This is a genomic window from Dryocola baronae (assembly GCF_051297175.1).
Classification (GTDB): Bacteria; Pseudomonadota; Gammaproteobacteria; order Enterobacterales; family Enterobacteriaceae; genus Dryocola.
In genome coordinates, this window is the sequence record NZ_JBINNY010000001.1 from 2,696,413 (window position 1) to 2,713,487 (window position 17,075).

The 17,075-nt window shown below is 55.4% G+C and carries 16 protein-coding genes; 8 read left to right on the forward strand and 8 right to left on the reverse strand.

The window, feature by feature from the left end:
- Positions 1-87: 87 nt before the first annotated feature.
- Complete coding sequence (locus tag ACSPHG_RS12690) at positions 88-522, reverse strand: multidrug/biocide efflux PACE transporter (protein WP_435953872.1); 435 nt, start codon at positions 520-522, stop codon at positions 88-90.
- A 93-nt stretch (positions 523-615) separates the two neighbouring features.
- Here ACSPHG_RS12690 and ACSPHG_RS12695 point away from each other — a divergent pair, with 93 nt between their 5' ends.
- The 3 genes from ACSPHG_RS12695 (at position 616) to ACSPHG_RS12705 (ending at position 2,019) form a co-directional block, all read left to right on the forward strand.
- Entirely contained in the window at positions 616-1,482 is an 867-nt protein-coding gene (locus ACSPHG_RS12695; protein WP_435953874.1) for a LysR family transcriptional regulator, read from the forward strand.
- A 49-nt stretch (positions 1,483-1,531) separates the two neighbouring features.
- Entirely contained in the window at positions 1,532-1,765 is a 234-nt protein-coding gene (locus ACSPHG_RS12700; protein WP_435953875.1) for a hypothetical protein, read from the forward strand.
- 89 nt (positions 1,766-1,854) lie between these two features.
- A complete protein-coding gene (locus ACSPHG_RS12705; RefSeq protein WP_435953877.1) occupies positions 1,855-2,019 on the forward strand; it encodes a YnfU family zinc-binding protein in 165 nt (54 codons plus the stop codon).
- A gap of 142 nt (positions 2,020-2,161) precedes the next feature.
- Here the strand turns inward: ACSPHG_RS12705 and ACSPHG_RS12710 are convergent, their stop codons facing one another.
- Positions 2,162-2,350, reverse strand: a complete 189-nt coding sequence (locus ACSPHG_RS12710; protein WP_435953879.1) for a YdiH family protein — start codon at positions 2,348-2,350, stop codon at positions 2,162-2,164.
- 145 nt (positions 2,351-2,495) lie between these two features.
- A complete protein-coding gene (locus tag ACSPHG_RS12715; RefSeq protein WP_435953880.1) occupies positions 2,496-3,854 on the reverse strand; it encodes an esterase-like activity of phytase family protein in 1,359 nt (452 codons plus the stop codon).
- Between the two features lie 184 nt (positions 3,855-4,038).
- Here ACSPHG_RS12715 and ACSPHG_RS12720 point away from each other — a divergent pair, with 184 nt between their 5' ends.
- Entirely contained in the window at positions 4,039-5,577 is a 1,539-nt protein-coding gene (locus ACSPHG_RS12720; RefSeq protein WP_435953881.1) for a methyl-accepting chemotaxis protein, read from the forward strand.
- Positions 5,578-5,726: 149 nt separating this feature from the next.
- On the opposite strand, the gene ACSPHG_RS12725 is transcribed toward ACSPHG_RS12720, so the two are convergent.
- The 5 genes from ACSPHG_RS12725 to ACSPHG_RS12745 all read right to left on the reverse strand — a co-directional run bounded on the left by ACSPHG_RS12725 (position 5,727) and on the right by ACSPHG_RS12745 (position 11,937).
- Positions 5,727-6,527 (reverse strand): YdcF family protein, encoded by an 801-nt coding sequence (locus ACSPHG_RS12725; protein WP_435953882.1) that lies wholly within the window; start codon positions 6,525-6,527, stop codon positions 5,727-5,729.
- A 134-nt stretch (positions 6,528-6,661) separates the two neighbouring features.
- Positions 6,662-7,075, reverse strand: coding sequence for a hypothetical protein (locus ACSPHG_RS12730; RefSeq protein ID WP_435953883.1), 414 nt, complete (start codon positions 7,073-7,075; stop codon positions 6,662-6,664).
- Positions 7,076-7,096: 21 nt separating this feature from the next.
- Positions 7,097-8,266: a coiled-coil domain-containing protein gene (locus ACSPHG_RS12735; RefSeq protein WP_435953884.1), complete on the reverse strand. Its 1,170-nt coding sequence runs from the start codon at positions 8,264-8,266 to the stop codon at positions 7,097-7,099.
- Between the two features lie 156 nt (positions 8,267-8,422).
- Entirely contained in the window at positions 8,423-10,105 is a 1,683-nt protein-coding gene (locus ACSPHG_RS12740; protein ID WP_435953885.1) for a methyl-accepting chemotaxis protein, read from the reverse strand.
- 182 nt (positions 10,106-10,287) lie between these two features.
- Positions 10,288-11,937, reverse strand: coding sequence for a putative bifunctional diguanylate cyclase/phosphodiesterase (locus ACSPHG_RS12745; RefSeq protein WP_435953886.1), 1,650 nt, complete (start codon positions 11,935-11,937; stop codon positions 10,288-10,290).
- Positions 11,938-12,504: 567 nt separating this feature from the next.
- Between ACSPHG_RS12745 and ACSPHG_RS12750 the strand changes: the two genes are divergently transcribed.
- The 4 genes from ACSPHG_RS12750 (at position 12,505) to ACSPHG_RS12765 (ending at position 17,057) form a co-directional block, all read left to right on the forward strand.
- Entirely contained in the window at positions 12,505-12,996 is a 492-nt protein-coding gene (locus ACSPHG_RS12750) for a DUF2569 domain-containing protein (RefSeq protein WP_435953887.1), read from the forward strand.
- 462 nt (positions 12,997-13,458) lie between these two features.
- Positions 13,459-14,256, forward strand: coding sequence for a tetratricopeptide repeat protein (locus tag ACSPHG_RS12755; protein ID WP_435953888.1), 798 nt, complete (start codon positions 13,459-13,461; stop codon positions 14,254-14,256).
- A gap of 6 nt (positions 14,257-14,262) precedes the next feature.
- The gene (locus ACSPHG_RS12760; protein ID WP_435953889.1) at positions 14,263-15,447 is read left to right on the forward strand and encodes an MFS transporter; all 1,185 of its coding nucleotides are present in this window, start codon (positions 14,263-14,265) and stop codon (positions 15,445-15,447) included.
- The gene (locus tag ACSPHG_RS12765; RefSeq protein ID WP_435953890.1) at positions 15,432-17,057 is read left to right on the forward strand and encodes an alpha/beta hydrolase family protein; all 1,626 of its coding nucleotides are present in this window, start codon (positions 15,432-15,434) and stop codon (positions 17,055-17,057) included. The genes ACSPHG_RS12760 and ACSPHG_RS12765 overlap by 16 nt, the downstream gene beginning before the upstream one ends.
- Positions 17,058-17,075 lie beyond the last annotated feature (18 nt).

Here is a 17,075-nt window from a genome sequence, read left to right on the forward strand (position 1 = left end):
TAATATTGACGGCAGGATATTCGCCATCCGTGCTCAAAGCCAAAGGTGAGCGCGCCAGGCCGCACGGGGCGGCCTTCTCACAGCAAATCAACGGCTGGCAATATACTCTAACCGGCGCGCGCGCAGCGCATCGTAACACCAGTTATAAACCACGGTGTACGGCAGGAAGAACAGGAAGAAACCTATTTCGACCATAAAGGCTTTCAGCAGGGAAATATCCAGCATCCAGGCCGCCAGCGGCAGGCCAATTAATATAAACCCGCCTTCAAATCCCAGCGCGTGAGCGATACGCAGCGGCAGACGGCGTTTACGCCCGATCGGGAAAAATTTATCAAAGCCGGCGTTATAAATAACGTTCCAGACCATGGCGACGGTGGAGAGCATAATAGCCAGCGCCCCCATCTGGAACAGCGGCTTGTTCATGATCCACGCGGCGGCGGGCGCGCAGATTGCGATTGCGATGACTTCAAAACCTACCGCGTGAACGACGCGTTCGGTGAACGATCTTTTTTGGGAATGCATAGTGATTAACTCCAATAGTGGTGCCATGCGCCCTATTCTCATCGCAATTACTGATACAATGAAATGAATAGCCATCGATAAAAGCGATAGATGATGCAATATTCTCCTGAATCCCTTGAAGCCTTTCTGCAGGCCGTGGAAACCGGTTCGTTTTCGGCGGCGGCACGCAAGCTGAAGAAAAGCCAGTCCACGGTCAGCACGGCGATTGCTAATCTCGAAGCCGATTTGGGCATCGTGCTGTTCGACAGAAGCAGCCGCCAGCCGGAGCTGACGCCGCAGGGGCACCACGTTTTACCCTACGTGCAGTCGATACTCGCCGCCAGCGAAAGGCTGGACGAGGTGTCGGTGCGCCTTGCCGGGAACGTCGAGCCGCGCCTGAGCTTTGTGCTGTCTGACGTGTGGCAGACCAGCCACCATGAATCAATTCTCAAACGCTTTTCGGAGCGCTTCCCGGAAATCGAGTTTGAATGCCTGATCGCCGAAGACGAGGACGTGATTGATTTGATTCAGTCCGGGCGAGCGCACGTCGGCGTGCTGCGCGTGCAGGAGCGTTATCCAATGGACGTGACGGTCGCGCGCCTGCAGGTGGGCGCGCAGATGTCCATCTACATCCACAGGCAGCACGCGCTTGCCGCGCTGAAAACGGTGGAGATGGAAACGCTACACACCTTCCGCCAGCTTTGCCTGAAAACCTATAAAGACCCGTCGCGCAACTCGGGCGGCGGGCCGTTCTGGTCGTCCCCGTCGCTGCTGATGCTGCTGGAAATGGCGGAACAGGGCTTCGGCTGGGGCATCCTGCCGCGCTGGCTGGTAGAGCAGTTTGGGCACGACGTTCTTCAGGAGCTCACCGTGCCGGGCTGGCCGCAGCTGATTGACGTTGACGTGATGTGGTCGAACAAAGCGCCGCCTGGTGCGGCCGGGCGTTGGATTATCGACCAGTTGAGGGCGCAGCGGGCCTGACCTGAGGGGGGCGTCTGTGGTACACTAACCTTCCCGGAGAATTTTTACGATGAAGTCAGACGACACGCTGGACTGGTACCCCGCCCAGCTGCCCCCGGTCAAAATTATCCTTGGCAACGCTGTCCTTGAAGTCAGCAAGTCAGGCCGCCCGATCAATACCCGCACGCTTCTTGAATATCTGCAGGTCACCCAGTCTCAGCAAAAACGCCGCGACGATAAGGTTGCTATGCAGACCGCGATCGACGTTTTGCGCGATAACCAGAGATTACACGGCAGGAACTGAGCGATAGGCGCGGATCGCCTGCCCGGCTCGAACATTTGGTAACCGGATGCGTGGTACAATGGCACTCGTTCTCTCAGAGGCTACCCGTCATGTCATTCTTCGCTGATGCAATGAATCGTATCAATGACAAAAGTACGACCACCGTTACCTGCCCGCAGTGCGGTAACAAATCCAAACAGCCGAGCAGCAAAATCCAGCGTGGTCAGGCGATGCTTTGCCCTGGCTGCAAAGCGCTATTTGTCATTACCCGTTAAGGTATTCCGTCTGCTGGCGTTCTCCAGCAGGCGCTGAAAAGAGGGGCTGTGTGGCGAAGCGATAATGTGGAAGGGGGATAGCTAAGGGTTAAGTGATTTGTCGGGCGAAAAACGCGGTGCTGTCCGCCCGGCATAACCAATATCAATGAATACCAAGACGGTAGGCGTGGGAGATCTCTTCGCGCAGTTCGAGGGAGGTCAGCTCCATCAGGTCGGCAAATTCCAGCTTGAGCTGGTTGAACCGAATCAGGTACTGGGCTGGAGTCAGGGTTTCTTCTTCCCGGCGGAGATACTCAAACGCAAGCGCGGTTGGGGTTATGTCAGTATTCATTGCAATCCTCAGTCTTTTCGTTGTGAAAACGTAATAATCATATCACGAACGGACTGCTCAAAAAACCGACTATTTATACATCACACAACTCTCTCAAAAATCATAAGCAGCGGGGCCGCCCACAACGGCAGGCAGCCCCGGCGCTTTACTTCAGGCTTTCAGGCAGTTTGATAACCCACAGCTCGTTTTGCGATTCCGGTTTTTCCAGCGGCTTCAGCGCGATTTTGGCCGCCACCGCTTTGCCGTCTAACGTCAGGTGGCCCTTGCCATCCACTTCATAATCATCGGCTTTTTTGCCGCTGGCGTCGGGATTGTCCAGCACCGACCGTAGGCCAAAGTCGTTATCGTTGATGACGGCGATGGTCTGGTTATCGATAAGCGTCATCCCTTCAGCCTTTTCCTGCTGCCAGCCCAGCCTGCGTAAATCGAGGACTTCTTTTTTCTCCGCGAGCCGGATGCCGCGTTCTTTAAGCTGCTGCGCGTCGTTAAACTCGGGCGCTTTCTCCTTATCGAAGGCGCTAAGATCGCTCGCCTGAGCGAGGTCAACCACGTAGACCAGGTTGCGCATAACTTTGTTTTTATCGCCGCCCTGCTCAATCAGCAGGATGCGATGGTCGTCCAGCGCCACGATGTCGCCAATTTTTGCATCCTTCGCTTTTTTATAGACGTCGGCGTCAATCGGGTAGCCGTACATCGCGGTTTTGCCGGTGGCCGGGTCGATGCTCACCAGGCGGGTAAACAGCGCGCTGTTTTTGCTCTTGCCGTCAATGTCCAGCGTGCTTTGCACCGCCGCGATGATGCGCCCGTCCGGCATGCGCGTGATGCCCTCAAAGCCACGGTTAGCCTGACGCCATTTGATGATGTTCGGCAGACCGCCCGCCACGCCCTGCTCGCCTTGTTCCGCCTGCGGGCCGTACTTCTTAAGGATTTTGCCGCTGGCGTCAATGTTCACGATAAACGGGCCGTATTCGTCGCACAGCCAGTAGCCGCCCTTACCGTCCGGCGTGATGCCTTCGGTGTCCAGCCCGCGTTTATCGCCAGGCAACGTCTGCAGGGCGTCATCCAGCGCGATTTCATTGGTCGCACCAATCAAACCTTCCGGCAGCGGCAGCCCGCCGATCGGCCCCTGCTCGTCGTGCAGCGCGTGCGCGTCAATTGCCTGCGCCTTGCCGTCGCCCACGCGAATGGTCATAAGCAGCGGCGTGAATTTAGGATTGGTGAAGATCTTGGAGTCTTTCTTACCGGCCTTTGGCGAGTCGGCGTTTGGGCCTCGGTCGGTCACGGTGGCAAAAATCAGGTCGTTGCCGTCTTTACGGACAAACTGCAGGCCGGAGCCGACGCCAACCGGCAGGCCGTTCGGGAATGCGCTGGCGTAGGTTCCCTTGTATTCAACGCTGTCACCCTGCGGGAAAGTGACAACGTAACGGTCAACCTGCGCGTCCTGCGCGTGGCTCAAGAGAGGAAACAGGCAGGTGAACATCAGGGCAATGGGCTTTAATTTCATGTTTTTTATACGCATCCAGGGATTGAAGTCACCGTTTTATATAGCAGCTACATGACACAAATATGACGTTTATTCCTCTTTAACTAGCAAGATCTTTTGCCTTCTGCCGATAAATCTCTTGAGCAGTACAGCTTCACGTTCTTTGATGACGTGAATGATATTTTTTCATGTTTAAGGATTTACCATGTCAGTCAGGCGTTTTTCTATTCTCGTTTTCAGCATCCTGCTTTTCATTTTTTTAGCCAGCACCGCCTCGAACATCTGGTCCTTAACCCGCAGCAACCAATCCCTTGATGACGTTAACCGCGAAATCCGCGTCGTGCTGTCGGTTATCGATCCGATTAACCACAGCCGCACCATGCGCGTGCGCGCCATGGAGGCGATGGAGGAGATGCAGCGCGGGCGTACCGAGCAGGCGCAGCTTGCGCTGGACGGCGCAAGAACGGTGTTGGGCAAAGCCAACGGCGCTTTCCAGGCCTATTTGCAAGCGCCGAAGCAGCGCGGCGAACAGCCGCTTGCGGACGCCTATCAGGCCGCGTTTCTTGCCTACCGTGAACAGGGTTTACAGCCGCTGCTGGATGCCGCAGCCGCAAACGATCGCCAGCGCGTTAGCGAGCTGGTCACCGCCACCGTTCCCGCGCTCGACAAGCAGTATGAAGTCGCGCTGGATAAGCTGCTGGCCTTCCGCGAGCAGTACGCGCAGCAGCTCAACAAAGGCGCTCAGGACAGCTTTAGCTCGAGCCTGGTGACGATTGCCCTCTTCGCCGTGCTGTTTGTCGCGATTCTGGCGGGAATTTATATCCTGCTGAAAACCCGCCTGCTCAACGAGCTGGACAGCGCGCGGCGGCACTGTAGCGAAATCGCCGGCGGCCAGCTGCACACGCCAATCGTTGCCAAATCTAACGACGAGGTTGGCGAGATGATGCGCACGCTTGAGAAGATGCGTCAGTCCCTTGCGCATATCATCGGCCAGGTACGCGAGTCCAGCCAGACCGTTGCCTACGCCTCGGAAGAGATCGCGGCGGGCAACACTGACCTCTCTTCTCGCACCGAAGAACAGGCCGCGTCGCTGGGGGAAACCGCCGCCAGCATGGAGCAGCTTACCGAAACGGTGAAGCAGACGTCAGAAAACTCCCGTCAGGCAAACAGCCTGGCGGACGGCATGCTGATCGCGGCCAACGACGGCAACGCTATCGTCGGGGAAGTGATTGATTCGATGCGTAATATCGAGTCCAGCTCCGGCAAAATCGACAGCATTATCAGCATCATCGAAGATATCGCCTTCCAGACCAATATTCTGGCGCTTAACGCGGCGGTGGAAGCGGCGCGCGCGGGGGAACAGGGTCGCGGGTTTGCGGTTGTCGCGAGCGAAGTGCGCAACCTTGCCCAGCGTTCGTCCGTGGCGGCAAAAGAGATCAAGGAGCTAATCGAACTGTCCGGCGAGCAGGTCAATATGGGCAGCGCGCTGGTGAACAAGGCCGGGGAAAGCATGATGCGCATTTCAAGCGCCATCAAGCAGGTGACGGATCTTATGGAGCATATCGCCGTGTCCACCAGCGAGCAAAGCCGTGGCATCGAGCAAATTAACCTTGCGGTGGTGCAGATGGACGTGGTGACGCAGCAGAACGCCGCGCTGGTCGAGCAGGCATCGGCGGCGGCGATGTCGCTGAAGGAGCAGTCGCAGACGTTAAACAAGACGGTGGCGGTGTTTAAACTAGCGTGATGTGAGGCGGGTGGCGGTTTGTATAGCGGCCCCGGGTGGATATTTGAAATGTCGGATGGCGCTACGCTTATCCGACCTACGGTAAGATGAGGTAGGTCGGATAAGCGTAGCGCCATCCGACAAGGTAAACGTCATCGTCCCCCAAAACGCTACCATCCCCGCTCGCCGATAAGGTGCGATAACGCCGTATCGTTTTGCAGCATTTGCCAGGCCTCCGTGACCTGCGGCGGAATATCAACGTGCACGATAAAGTCCCGCCCCTGCGGCCCGTAGCCCTGCAAATCATCCCGGATGCGCGGAATCTCGCCGAGGATCAGCGAGAGATAGCGCGCGACCGGCCACATGCCTTTTTCATCCGGCGTGAAGCGCGTTGTGCGCTCGTCGCTTTCTATCACCGGCGTGATGCCGGGCCAGCTCAGCCACTGCGGCCGGTGCGCTTCGCCCTGCCAGACGCGTTCAAAGGTGGCAAGCGTGCGGCGCTGCATGGTCGGGTCCTGCACGACGATGACGCTTGCGGGCGTTAAGCCGCGCTCCGCCATCGTGCGCCGGGTAAAGCTGGCGTTCTCGCCGCAGTTGGTGGAGCGCTCTTCGGTGATGACCTTGTCCGCCGGGATTTTCCAGAACTGCGTGGCGATATCCTTCAGGATGGCCGCTTCCGCCCGGCCGGTTGTCGGAAGGGTGTTGTAGCGCGGGTGTTCGGCAATCGCACCGTATAAAAACGTCGTTGAATGGCCGATGCCGCCGGTAATTAACAGCGGGAGTTCTCCCGTCGCGGCAAGTTCGCAGGCCGCGTCCACGGTTGGGATCACCGCGTTACCCGCCAGCACAATGAGTTCGGCTTCGTCTGCCCTGGGCCTGTCTGCAAAATCGTTACGGGCAAGCCACTGCCCCAGGGTGTTAATCGCGCCGATGGTTGTTGCCCGTAAGGCCGGGAAAGTTGTCGTCAACATAACCCCTCCGTGTCAAAAAAACCAATGCGTATCATATATCAACCTCATGAAGGTCGATATCGGAGGGTGCCTAAAGTGGCGAGCGGGAATGGGGCGATGACGTACCCGTCGGGCGACGGGTACGTGAGTCTGAATTAAGCGCTTGGCGCGGCTTCTGGCTTGCTGTCGTCGTCAGCGGGCACTTCTTTAAACATCGGCTTGCTGCGGGTCACGGCGTACTCCACGGCCTTGGCGCTGTCCGCCGTGGTGGTCAGCTCCACCGGCGCGACGCTGACTTTGCCGACCAGGGATCTGGCGTAGCCGCCAATCTTGTAGGTGCCCTTCGGCAGGCGCAGCGCTACGCTTTCGCCAACCTTCAGCGCGGCCGCATCTTTGCCGTCTACGGTAATGAAAACGGTGGTGCCATCATCGGTACGTGTCCATGCATGTTCAACGGTGACGAGCGTCTCACCGGTAGTAAAATCGGCTGCCGGTTCGCCCGTGACGGGTTTAGCGCAGCCCAAAAGAGAAAAAGCCGCGAGTGCGGTAAGGGTAAAACGATAACTCATTGATATTTCCTGCGGGGTTAGTTATTTCTCTGTAATCCAGCGCATGAAGCTTTTTGACCCTTTCGAACGGCTGAGTTCGGCTTCGGCAGCTTCAAGCCTGCGGCTCAATGTTTCACATAGCGAATAATTATGCTGGTTATCGATGCGCTCCTGCTCAAGCGCGGCACGAAGCACAGACACCTCGGCTTCCAGGTTATCAAATGCCAGCGCACGATTTTGCGCGGTTTCGGCCATCTCGTCCACACTCTGTTGCAGACTGAGAGTTTTCTGGTGCAGCGCATCCGCACGCAGGCGGCTCGCCTGTGATTCACCGAGGCTGTCGTCGAGGCTGCTTTGCAGGTCTTTGTTCTTGCCGGTCAATTCGCCGATGTCGTTTTTCAGCACGTTGATATAGATCTGATGCGCCTGGAGCGCCTGTTCATAGGCGGTGCGCGCCGCGTCCCCTTCCGCGCCGGTGTCGTGAATCTGCTGCTTCAGGGCCGCAATCTGGTTTTGCAGCGCCTGCACCGTTTCGATGAGCGCGTTGCCGTTTTTGACCAGCTCGCCGCGCAGCTGCCGCTGGTTATCCATGTCCTGCTGCATGGTTTCATGCAGTTCGGCAAGCTCCGCGCCGTGCTGCTCTTTCTGGGCGGCCAGCGTCTGTTGCAGCGTGAGAATACGTTCAGCCAGCTCCTGCTGCGCCCGCCCGTCCGGCGTCTGTCTCACCTGCTCCGCCATTTTTCGCTGTAGCGTTTCACGCAGCAGGGCCAGCTCCTGATAATGGTGCTCGCGCTCGGTTTCGAGGTTTTTTTGCAGCCCGCCGATGCGCGCCGTGAGCCGTTGCAGCTCGGCCTGCGGAACGGTATTCAGGCGTGACGCGGCCAGCTCGCTTTGCACCTCCGCTAACCGCCGCAGGGTTTCAGGATTGTCCTGATAAACGGTTTTCGTTTTGGCCTTGCCGGCGGCGGCTTTTAATTCAGCCCGCAGCTGCACCGCCTCCGCTTCCGCCGCCTTCAGGCGCGCCATCATGCCCACGTCATGGCTGCCCAAACGGTTCAGGTTCACACCGCACAGCGCCTGTTCGATTTCAGACTGGATCTCCGCCCTGCTGCTGGATTTCATGCGGTTGCACGCGCTGGCTAAGAAGCTGGCTGCCTCGTTGGCATTGACTGTCCCAAAGGCCTTTTTAATCAGATTTTGGATCATGCTCACAGCGGTGTGTTCCCGTGGTTGGATGGACTGCCTCAGTATCTCATCGGCAAAAGCGACGATTTCTTTATTTATACAACCCGTTGGGTAATTTAGCAGCGTGAGCGCGGGGATTTTGTGCGATGGGCGGGTAAGCGCACGCGCCTCCCGCCATAAAGTTTAGAACGTCGCCCAGTTGTCATCGCTCCGTAAAGCGGCGGCGGGCCTGGCTTTTGCGGCCTTCGCCACGATTTTCTGCGCGCTCGCCTGCGCGTTGACGCGGAAGATCCCCACCGCGGCCGTCAGGCGTGCGGCCTGTTCTTCAAGGGATACCGCCGCCGCCGATGCCTCTTCCACCAGCGAGGCGTTTTGCTGGGTCACGTTGTCCATCTCGTTGATGGCCTGGCCGACCTGCTGGATACCGCGGCTTTGCTCGTCGGAGGCGGCGGCGATTTCCAGCATGATGTCGGTTACGCGGCGAACCGCGTCCACCAGCCCGTTCATGGTGTCCCCGGCGTGTACGACCTGCTGCGAGCCGGAATCAATCAGCGACACGGACGCGCTAATCAGCCCCTCGATCTCTTTTGCCGCCTGGGCACTGCGGCTTGCCAGCGTGCGCACTTCGCTTGCGACCACCGCAAATCCGCGCCCCTGTTCCCCGGCACGCGCCGCTTCCACCGCGGCGTTAAGCGCCAGAATATTGGTCTGGAAGGCGATGCTGTTAATCACCGCCGTTATTTCAGAAATCTTTTTCGAGCTGGTAGAGATGTTGTTCATGGTGGTCACTACGCCTGCGACAATACGCCCGCCGTCGCTGGCCTTCTTCGACGCGTCTTCCGCCAGCCTGCTGGCGTGGTGGGCGTTGTCGGCGTTCTGCTTCACCGTGGCGGTCAGCTGTTCCATGCTCGCCGCCGTTTCCTCGAGCGCGGCGGCCTGCTCTTCGGTACGGGACGAGAGGTCGGTATTGCCCGCTGATATCTCGCTCGTTCCCTGGTAAATCGCTTCGGCCCCTTCACGCACGCTGCCGACGGTAGCGGCAAGCTGCGCCTGCATTTTCTGAAGGTGCTCGCTGAGCCTGCCGATTTCGCTTCTGCCGCAGGCCTGTTCCGGCAGGGTCAAATCCCCGCTGGCGATGGATTCGATGCGCGTCGCGGCCTGCTGGAGCGGCCCGATAACCACCCGGCGCAGCAGCACGAAGGTGAAAAGCGTCATGAACAGCGCCACGGCAAACGCGCCGCCCATCACCATTACGCTCAGGCGCGTGCGCGCTTTGGCTTCCTGGCCCAGCGCGGTGGCCCTTTCGGTGCGAATCGCGATGGCCTTTAGCAGCACCGCGTTGTAGTCCGCATCCAGCTTACGGGCCTCCTCGTTTTCATGGTTGATGATCGCCTCGAACATGCCGTTTTTGGCGTATTTCATCATCGGCAGCATGCCGGTTTTGATGTAGGCGTCGAACCGCGTGCGCAGCTCGGCGTCCAGCGCTTCGTCTGCCGGGGTTTTTACCCGCCGTTCCATGTAGGCGTTAAACCCTTCCTGCGCCTGCTTTATGCGTTTATCCGCCTCGGCGATGTTCAGCTTCATGTCGTCCATGTCCGCCACGCGTCCGGCGGCCCCGGCGTGAATAATATTCAGCCGTGCGGTGCGCAGGTGGTTTGAGCTGTTTGAGATCCCCATGCGAACCTGAATCTCTTCCGTGACGTCCTGCAGGGCCTTATCGCTCTGGATCAGGAAATAGCTCGCCAGCGCAATGCACAGCGCAAACAGCACCAGAATGCCGCCGAGAATGGCGCTAAACAGCGGGACCAGCCGGATGTGATGCCAGAAGGAAATTACGCCATGTTGGGAGCGTTTTTTTGTAGCCATGTCCATGGGTTCTCTTTTGAGGAAGATGTTGTAGAAACTACATCGGCCCCGGAACCTAAAGCATTATCGGCGCGGCGTGAAACTGTGGGCTAAGTAGCAAATAAGCCTCGGAAAGTTAAGCAGATCACAAAACCAAAACGGCGGTCCGATTTTGTAACCTGCTCATCAGGATGCGGAAAAAACTAGCGGTGAATGTGCTTGATATCAACGGGTTTGCCGAACAGGAAGCCCTGGATTTCCGTGCAGCCTTCCTCTTCGAGAATGCGCAGCTGCTCGCAGGTTTCCACCCCTTCGGCGATCAGCGGCGTGTTGATCGAGTTGCCCAGCGAGATAATCGCGCGCACGAACGAACGCACCTGGAAGTTGTTTTCGACGTTGGTCAGGAAGCTGCGGTCGAGCTTGATGACGTCGAACTGGAACTCGCGCAGCGTGCTGAGCGATGAGTAACCGGTGCCGAAATCGTCCAGCGCGATGCTGATCCCCATCTTCTGGAACTGGTGCAGAATGCTGAATGCCAGCTTTTTATTGACGATAAAAGCCGTTTCGGTGACTTCAAACTCCAGCAGCGTCAGCGGGTAGGCCGTGCGCATCAGGATCTCGCGCACCTTGTCGATAAAGTTACGGTTGCGCAGCTGCACCGGGGAAATGTTTATCGAGATCTTTTTATTGACGTTATTCGCCATCGACTCGAGGCAGACGTTTTCAATAACCCAGTAGCCCAGTGGCACAATCGCCCCGCTTTCTTCCGCAATCGGGATAAACTCGTCGGGCGGCACCAGCCCCAGCACCGGGTGCTTCCAGCGCAGCAGCGCCTCGTAGCCGGTGATGGATTTGTCCTTCATCGAGCGCTTTTCCTGATAGTAGATAAAGAACTGCCCTTCTTTTATCCCCTTGCGAATATCCGCCGCCATGGTGTTGCGCTGGCGCGTCTTGTCGTCCATCTCTTTTTCATACCAACAGATTTTATTGTCGAGATTGGCCTTCGCCCGGTACATCGCCAGATCGGAATTGCTGATTAAGCTATTGATATCCGTGGCATCATCCGGATAAATGGCCACGCCGAGGCTCGCTGAGACGTTGATTTCGGTGTGCGAAAACGTGTGTTTGCCGCTAAAGCAGCCGTGGAGCCGTTCCGTGAAGGCGACCAGCTCCCGCTCGTCGTTATAGGGCTTGGCGGCGACAAACTCATCGCCGCCAAAGCGGGCGACGATTTCATCCCTGGCAAGGATTTTTAGCGCCGACGCGGACACGCGCTGCAACAGCTGATCGCCGACAACGTGCCCTTCTATATCGTTGATATCCTTGAATTTATCCAGGTCGATGGTGCAGATGGCGATGCGCGTGTAGTCGCTTTCGGTAAACAGCTTTTCGACGAAGGTAAAGAACTCCACGCGGTTAGGCAGCCCGGTGAGCGCGTCGAAGCGGGCAAGGTAAGAGATTTTGTCGATCACCTCTTTTTGCTCGCTGATATCGCGGGTAATTTTGGCAAAGCCCTGCAGGTTATGTTCGTCGTCGTAGATGGCGTCGATAACCACGTGCGCCCAGAAACGGGTGCCGTCTTTGCGATAGCGCCAGCCCTCGCCCTCGAACTTGCCGTTTTTCAGCGCCGCCGCCAGGTTCTTTTGCGGCAGCCCCGAGAGCCGGTCGGCGTCGCTATAGAACAGCCCAAAAGAGCGCCCCACGACCTCTTCCTGCTCGTAGCCTTTGGCCTTGCGTGCGCCCTTGTTCCAGCTGGCAATGGTGCCATCGGCGTTCAACATATAGATGGCATAATCGTTAACACTTTCCACAAAGTGACGATAGGCGATATCTGTCAGGCTTTCGTTGCTCATCATAACCCTATGTTTATTGTGCTTATTATACAGATATATCCGTAATTTAGCGTATTTTGCTTGCTTTGCGCCACGCTTATTCGGTCATCGGATGACTCATTGTCACCTTTGCGCGTTACAATCTGTTTCACAAAACCATAACAGATGAAAACCAGTGGCAAAACATCGGGTCACCCGACCAGACGAAGTGGAAATGAAACGCCGGGCGTGGCGACAGGCCCGACGTGCGATCGTTTGTGCCCGCCCCGACGCGCCCGTGCAGGCGCCGCCCTCAACGCTCTATGAAGAGCTGGCCATTGGTTACCACATCCGCCAGCTTGCGAAGCTCGAACAATGGTTCATCGCCCAGGGTCTGCCGGTTCCGGAATAAACGCCGCGCCGTAAAAAACGCGTTTTAATAATAGAAACCATAGCTCATTAATTTCACTTAAGGCATATCTGACGCGCTCGCCGGTATTATTGACAGCGACAGGCGGATCACGTACACCATTCCCCACAAAAAAAAGGCGGCCAGGCAAACAGAACGGTCGCTTAATGATGAGGTGTTTTTCTTTAAGGATAGAGTTGATGAAATGTATTACCTGTGACAACGACGCGCTGTCGGATTCTGATAGCTGCGCCGCCTGCGAACGTAAAGAGCTAAGCAAGATCGGCGGCCTGCTGTGGATACCGGCCTTTGGGCTGGTGGCGGGCATGATCATGTACATCGTGTCGGTGACCAATATCTTCAGCGTGCTCGGCACCGTGCGCGCCAACGTGCCGCAGCTTATGCCGCTGTTCTACTTTGAGCTGGCCGGACAGATCGTTCTTGCGCTGCTGGGGCTTTATACCACGGTGCTGTTTTTCACCCGCCGCCGCCGAACGATTATTGCCTATATTGCCCTGCTTTTATTAATCGTCGTTTATCGCGTGGCCGATACCTATATTGCCATCGAGCATTTTGGCGTCGGCGCGAACATTACCAACTACGGGCAAATTATGCCGTCAATTATCGGCGCGCTGATTTGGGTTCCCTATTTCATTAAGTCAGTACGCGTAAAACGCACCTTCGTGAAGTAATTTTCCGCACGGCGGGTTTGTTTGCGCATCTCCGCCGTGCTCAGTTGTGGGCTTCCAGCGAGTATTTTACCGATTTCTGAGTGACGGTCGTTTGAGAAAAATTATTAACTGTCGCAGGAAAACGCATAATTCAACTATTAACAAACATTTTGAAACCAGAATATATTCACTGTTATTTACATTTTTGCAGTAAATACTCCCCCCTTCATAAGGCACAACAATAAATTAACACGTCAATCTTTAAAAAAACCATTTAATTTCAACCCGTTAATTCAGGGCGGTCAATAATTGACGGAATTCGTAAATTTCGTTAACTTTTTTACACCCGGAGAACAGTCCAGGTGAAAAAACACAACCCTTATTATACAAGGATATAAACATGAAAATGATCAAACGCAAACCGTCAACCAAACGCGTAGACTTCTCTGTAATGTACAACGCGTAACCCACTATCCTCTGTCCATGCTTTACCTCAGGCATCATAAGCAAAACAAAATTAATCTTGAAAAGGGGAAGCAACTGCTGGAAGAAGCTTTTCAATATATTCTCGATGGTGGGCTCAATAGTCTGGATGAAGAAGAGCGTAACTTCTATACGGTGTTTAACCGTAACGGATACGGTCTGGTGATGTTCCGGGAGGGAAAAACTCGAGAAGCAATCGAATTATTAGAGTGGGGCCTTGAAACACTCTCATCCCATGCGGGTAAGCATTTCATGCATAAATCCGTCATTCTCTATAATATCTGCCAGTGCTATAAAAAATTGGGCGATTATGACAACGCGATTAGTGCATATCGTAAACTTCTGGACATTGATTATGCCTTCCCTGAATACCATCTTGAGCTAGGGCTTTGTCTTCTTGATAAAGGAGACCTGGCTGGCTACAGGGCCTGTCTTAATGAGGCACTCTCGGTCAGCCCTTATCACGCCGATACTCATTACTACCTGAGCCTGCTGAAAATGGACGAGGACGATCTACCGACTGCTGAACGACATGCGAAACTGGCATGGGAATTGACGGGAGATGATACGACGGCCTACAACTACGCGTATATACAGTCCCTCTCCGGCCAGTATCAGGATCTTGATCGGCTACTTCCCTCCAGCCATCTGCCGACAGTAGCCGGATGGTGGGTACTGAAGGCAGAAGAAACCTTGCGTCAGTCACCGGAGCACGCTTTAGCGCTGCTAAGACAGGCACGCGCTCTCTTTCCTGACCATCAGGAAATCGCCGACAATATTGCAGTACTGGAAGGCTAAAGCCGGATGCGAAACTCTGTATATATTCTTAATATCCTTTTCCTGCTGCCTATGTGGATGTCGAAGACCATTCAACCGATCTACTGGGAAATGCAGGGGAAACTCTCGCTGTTTTCGGCATCTTATGTCGCGATGGCTCTGGCCGGCGCGCTTTCGGTTGCTTATATCGGCATCATCAGGCGTATGGGATTAACAACCGCCTTGACGATAGGTTTTCTTCTTTATGCTCTCGGTTTGGTTCTGAGGGCATATCCCATAAATACAGGGGTCGCGATCCTCACTGGGCTGATCGCTGGCATTGGCGCCAGCGTGACCGGTCTTTCTCTGAAAGCACTGATACTGGAAACCCCGCCCGCAGAGCGCGATACGGTTGTGCTCCACACCGATAACATCAACACGGTTTCCCAGAGCCTGGGCACTTTGATTTCCGGTCTACTTGTGACAGCCGTGGCGCTTTTCAGCAACGAGGGATACCGTTATGCGCTGGTGATAACGGGTCTACTCACCACTCTAGCCTTACTGTTTATTCCCCGTAACCTGGCATTTTCCGCTAATGTAGTGAAGAACCAGGGAACGAACGACAAACCTTCGTCATGGCAGCTATTTCAGCTCAACCGTTCATTCTACAGCCTGCTGTTCGCCTCCTTTTTTCTCAATGGAACCTGCTGGGCCGTTATCATTCCACTGGTTCCAATCTACCTGAAAACGCTACATCTTCCCGTTAGCACCGTGGGGATGGTCATTGCGGCTGGGATCGTGATGGGTCTGGTGATAAAAAACCTGTATATCTGGCTGTTTGGCCGTAGCGGCAAAGGCACTTCCCTGTTGGTTGTGACGTTTCTTACTATCGTTCCTTTGTATCTGTCGTTTGTGTTTCTTGGATATTCGTCGACATTACTCTATAGCCTGAGCATTGTTGGCTTCTACGCCTTCAGGACGCTGCACAGCCTCCTGCTCAGCATGATTGAGATCGGTATGGCCAGCCAGCAGAACGCAATGATGGTTTTGAGCCTTCGGCAGACGGCCTTCCTGAGTGGTGACATATTTGGCGGTATAGCGATGCCGGTGTTGCATAACAGCGGACTGCTGGTCCAGCATCCTTCATTGATCGTTATTGTCATCGCGCTGGCCTCTGTGTTGATCATCAGCTGCACACGACTCAGTGAGGATCGGCAATGGAAATCGGCCTAAATATGCTGCACCGGCTAACGCCCGTCGGTATTAACGGCAAAGATATTATACTGTCTGACCCTGAGGGCGATCTCTTCCTGTGCAATCTGCTCCAACCCAATCTCCGACGTGCGCCCTTCGATTTGTATCTTCACTGCCAGCTCTTCACGCTTACGCAGCAGGATACGGGTGAAAAACCGATAACGCGTTTACGGTTAGCGGACAAGTGGCTGGTGCCTGAGGAGATATCGGCGGCAGTAGAAAACTTCTCCGTAAGTTTCCGCGACGGAAATGTTTCATTAAGCCTTTTCCTGGCGGAGGATCATGTACCCGTATCGTATCTGATTTCCGGGAATGGCCCGCCATTAGAGGCAGCACTTAGGCCCGGCCGTGTATATTTTGGCGATGAAGCCGTTCTGGAGATAGACAACTTGCTGCTGCGGTGGGGAAGAGACAAAAACGAACAAATTTGCCACTTTTCATCTTTGCTGAGCCTATCCCAGCACGGTGTTCTGCTGTCTGTCGAGACGCCAGGTGGCATGTCAATCTGCTGGTATTCACCGACTATCACCGAACTTCAAACCCTTACGCCTGAAAATGACATTATGCTGCAGGCCGTTTTTGATGACAGCAGCGACGACATCGTTTTTACGCGGGCCGTAGCGGGACAGCAAAGCCTGTGCCGCTACGATAGGGTCACAGGGGAACTGCAGCTTGAGCACGAATCACTGTACGGTACAGTAACGCCATTACTGGCGGCCGGAACGTTGTTTCTCTACATAACCGGTACCCAGGAAGGGATTTACGTGCAGAACAATACGACTGGAGATTGTTATCCCCTTGTCCCGGGGCAGCCGTCGGTGAGTCGTCGTTACCACGAGCATCACGGCATCAAGGTCACCTCGCTAATTGGCTGTAACAATCCGAAGCTTGATGTTTTGATGTTTCATGGCGGGCCGGAGTCCTGCGAGTGGGACACCCCACGATTACCAAACCTGATCCGCGAGCTGACTACCGCCCAGGTCAACTTTCACATCGTTAACTACGCGGGTTCTTCAGGGTTTGGCCAGGCATATCGGTCCATGGTGGATAAGCAGGTGCTCGCCGGAGCCATTACGCCGGTCCGGCAGTGGCTTCAGCATTACCTACCGGGCGCACGACTGGTGTTAACTGGGGGTAGTTTTGGTGGAACGCTGGCCCTGGAATTGCTAGCGGCAGAGCCGGTTCCGGGGGTGGAGATCTGCGGCATTATCGTCGTCAATCCGCTGCTTGATTTGCACACGCATTTGGCGCGGGTAAGAAGATATAACGGGGACATGGCATTTTTTGAGCGCAAATTTTCTGCTGAGGATATCACTTACATCACTCCCCAACGTTATGCCGATACGCTAAGAGCTGCCGAGGTGCCCGCGTTATTTATTCTGGGTCGGCACGACGAAGTATTGGATGTCAGACCGGCGCTATCGCTTGTCAAAAACTTGAGGGATCGACGCTATATTAAGTTTTTTGTCGACGACGGCACCCACGCTCCGCTGAGCCATACGGTACATAGAGAACAACAGCAAAAGGCGTTTATCCACAGTTTGCTCGGGGATTATGGGCCCAAAGCGGGCATCGAAAGTAGCAAATAAGCGTCCACATGGAACAGG